The 381-nt window shown below is 54.9% G+C and carries 1 pseudogene; it reads left to right on the top strand.

Features of this window, described 5'->3' with window-relative positions:
- A pseudogene (locus ACKLKD_RS28040) lies at positions 1-381 on the top strand (IS3 family transposase); the annotation flags it as partial.

Genomic DNA, 381 nt, shown 5'->3' with positions numbered 1-381 from the left:
GAAATTCGCCGGTCTGGGCGTGACCGAACTGTGGCGTCTGCGGTAACTGGAGGATGAAAATCAGCGTCTGAAACGTCTGGTGGCCGATTTAAGTCTGGACAAGGAGATTCTGCAGGATGTTATCAAAAAAAGTTCTGAGGCCGGCTCTGAAGCGTCAGGCGGTGCATTTTCTGCGGGAGGCTTACCGTATCAGTGTCCGGCGGGGATGCGGACTGCTGATGCAGAGCAGAACCGTTTACCACTGGCAGAGCCGGCGGGATGATCGGGCGATAACCCTGCGTATCCGGGAAATAGCAGAAACCCGGATACGCTACGGTTGCCCGCATATTCATATTCAGCTGCGGCGGGAAGACTGGACTGTTAACCACAAGAAAACACACC

The organism is Klebsiella sp. 10982, from assembly GCF_048589245.1.
GTDB classification, from domain to species: Bacteria; Pseudomonadota; Gammaproteobacteria; order Enterobacterales; family Enterobacteriaceae; genus Klebsiella; species Klebsiella quasivariicola.
This window is presented reverse-complemented; position numbering and strand designations above follow the sequence as displayed.